Annotated in this window: 4 protein-coding genes; 3 read left to right on the forward strand and 1 reads right to left on the reverse strand. The window is 35.4% G+C overall.

Annotated elements, in window-relative coordinates; translation table 11 throughout:
• The coding region (locus ABDZ97_RS12465) for a hypothetical protein (protein WP_343788142.1) at positions 1 to 221 on the reverse strand (221 nt) is incomplete at its 3' end.
• 52 nt (positions 222 to 273) lie between these two features.
• Here ABDZ97_RS12465 and ABDZ97_RS12470 point away from each other — a divergent pair.
• The 3 genes from ABDZ97_RS12470 to ABDZ97_RS17680 all read left to right on the forward strand — a co-directional run.
• Positions 274 to 1,680 (forward strand): RHS repeat-associated core domain-containing protein, encoded by a 1,407-nt coding sequence (locus tag ABDZ97_RS12470; protein ID WP_343788144.1) that lies wholly within the window; start codon positions 274 to 276, stop codon positions 1,678 to 1,680.
• A 27-nt stretch (positions 1,681 to 1,707) separates the two neighbouring features.
• On the forward strand, positions 1,708 to 2,472 hold the full coding sequence (locus ABDZ97_RS12475; protein WP_343788146.1) for a tetratricopeptide repeat protein: 765 nt from the start codon (positions 1,708 to 1,710) through the stop codon (positions 2,470 to 2,472).
• A 149-nt stretch (positions 2,473 to 2,621) separates the two neighbouring features.
• Positions 2,622 to 2,781: IS1/IS1595 family N-terminal zinc-binding domain-containing protein (locus tag ABDZ97_RS17680; protein WP_425542661.1), on the forward strand; the 160-nt coding region annotated here is incomplete at its 3' end.

Consider the following 2,781-nt stretch of genomic DNA (forward strand, 5'->3'; position numbering starts at 1 on the left):
TCTGAAACGTCTAAATCGCAGAACGATTGCGTATAGTATTTTGGCTGTGGTGAGAATTTATTTTTGGTGCTAACTAATGAAAAATAACCCGTATTTTCTTCATGAAAAAACAAGTTGATAATTCTATTTTTCAATAGATTTTGCTTATTTTTATTCTGCAAAACAGGGAAAAAAGTTCTTTGAATTAAATAATAATAATCATTTAGGGAATGTGTTGGCATACGGACAGGAGTAACCACTTCGATCTCGGGTAACCGTCTTAGAGTAGACAATTTGGGGCAGTGGAATGGTATTTTATGTGTTTTCCCGACAGTAGCCGGAAGAACGTATACGGTTCACTATACATTGGGACTGAATGGAGGTCCTAAGTTGACCCCGTTTGTTCGAAACAATATCACCTCAGCCAATATTCAGGTGCAGCATATTACTTCAGACGGACGTTATACGTTGACATTTGTAGCACCGAGTTCAGAGACGATGTTTGCTGTGGAGAACCCGAATACGGGTACGCGATCGATGTACTTGTCGTATTTGTTTGTTCAGGATGTAAATGCAGCGGCAGTAGTGGAAGATTTCTATTATGTAGCTGATGTGAAAAGTTATTCGGATTATATGCCGTTTGGGATGCAGATGCCTAATCGTCATGGTAGTGATAATGCGGATAGTTATCGCTATGGCTTCCAGGGACAGGAGAAGGATGACGAGATAAAAGGTGACGGAAACTCAATTAATTACAAATACCGTATGCACGATCCGAGGGTGGGGAGGTTCTTTGCGCTTGACCCTTTGGCAATTTCTTATCCTTGGAATAGCCCTTATGCGTTTAGTGAAAACAAAGTTATTCACATGAACGAACTTGAAGGTTTAGAAGCAACACTATCAGATGCTCAAAAGCAGTCACTTCAAACGAAAATACAAGATGCGGGTGGTATAACAAAACAAGACCACTACAAAGTGAAAATGATGATTCGAGAAAGGGGGTATGCAATGCATAGTGAATTAGGCTTAATTACTAGTAAATCAATGCAATCTAGCTGGGCTTCTGGTCATAAACGCTCAAGAGGTGATTTAGGAGTATATATACGACTGGACGCTCATCACAATGCTCAAGCTACTGCTGGGTATTATGGTATTCAAAATGATGCACCTTCGGCACAGTATTATGTAATACCCGAAAGTGATTTATTACCTATAATTGATGATTATTATCCAATAGATAAAATGGCGGTAAGAACACCTGGTCTGTTTCCTATAACAGAGCCTAAAATTGAAAATTTACCACCTCATATAAATAATACAAAACCACATTTAACAGTTGGTGACTTAAATAAAGTTCTTCAAGCATCTGCAGTACAGGGATATAACCATGGCGGAAGTCAGCGCCAACACAAGATGATTTATGGTTCAAACGAATATGGCTCATGGGGACAAGTAGCAAAAGAATTGAGCAAATTTAGCTTTGACAAAATCGATATAAATTTAACAATAGGCTTAAAAGGACACACTGATATTGACATTTATTATAGCGCTTCTCATCAATGGGAAGCAACAGTTAACAGCTATATGAAAAATATCCAACACGCTTTTCAATCAGTTGGAATATCGCCCGATAAAATAAATATTCAAATCAATAGGGATTACAATGCAACTAACAGTAGTTTTACAGGCGACACTAAATAACGGTATAGTATTTGATACAGTAAAAATATGGTAAAATTAGCTTTATTATCAGTAATCATCTGTGTCAATACACTAATTTCTGTAGGGTATTCGCAATCTTCTGACTATATATTTCAGCAAGGATTTGAGCATTATGAAAGTGGTAATTTCATAAAAGCAAAGTCATTATATGAAAAAGCAATTGAGATTGATAGAAAAAATAAAACTCCCGATTATCTTAAGTATTATAATTTAGCAGTGGTCTATAAGGGATTGGACGAATTAGAAATATCAATAGGGTACTACGACACTTGTATTTATTTGAATCCAGATATGTATCAGGCCTACGATGGAAGAGCTGGTAGCTTCATGCTTTTAGGATTATTTGATAAGGCTATGATTGACTTCAATAATGCCATAAACATAAGTAACCAGTCTTTGTCATGGTATAACCGTGGATTGTTGCATTTTTGGCAAGGCAATTATGAAAATGCTATTTTAGATTTCGAATACAGCTATAATCAACAAAATAAAAACTCTGAAACTTTGTTTCTAAGCTTAGCTAAATGCTATGCAAAAACTGGAAATATTGAAAAAGCAATCTTTTATTATGAAAAGGCAATTAAAACAATGGAGCATGAGGATGGTGAGGCAATAGAAGCTTTAATTTGGATAGAGGCGAATAAAAGTAATTTGGATAAAACAAAGCTTTGTAAGCTACTTAATCAATTGATAGAGATAAATAATCGGCTTAACGATTATCTTTTTTCTGAAACTATAAAAGAGTATTCTTCAATATGTCAAGATGATTAGTGGCAACACGGTAGTGTATCAAATGTGTTGATAACAGGAAAACAAAACTTCAATCGACTGATTATCAATAGATATTGAAAGGTGGTTCGTTAAAAATGAGTGGATACTCCTGTAGGAACAATAGATTTGAGGTCAAAAAACGATCTTAAATGCAGTCAAATGGTTCTACGTGTATCAAATGTGTTGATGGAAAATTAACCTGTTCATTTTTTAATGATTATGTGGTTAAAAAAGGGAAGACTTTGAAGGGAATACAACGTCATCTGTGTAAACAATGTGGCTCGACTAAACAGGAAGAATATCGCAATA

This window comes from Wandonia haliotis, assembly GCF_039523435.1.
GTDB lineage: Bacteria > Bacteroidota > Bacteroidia > Flavobacteriales_D > Crocinitomicaceae > Wandonia > Wandonia haliotis.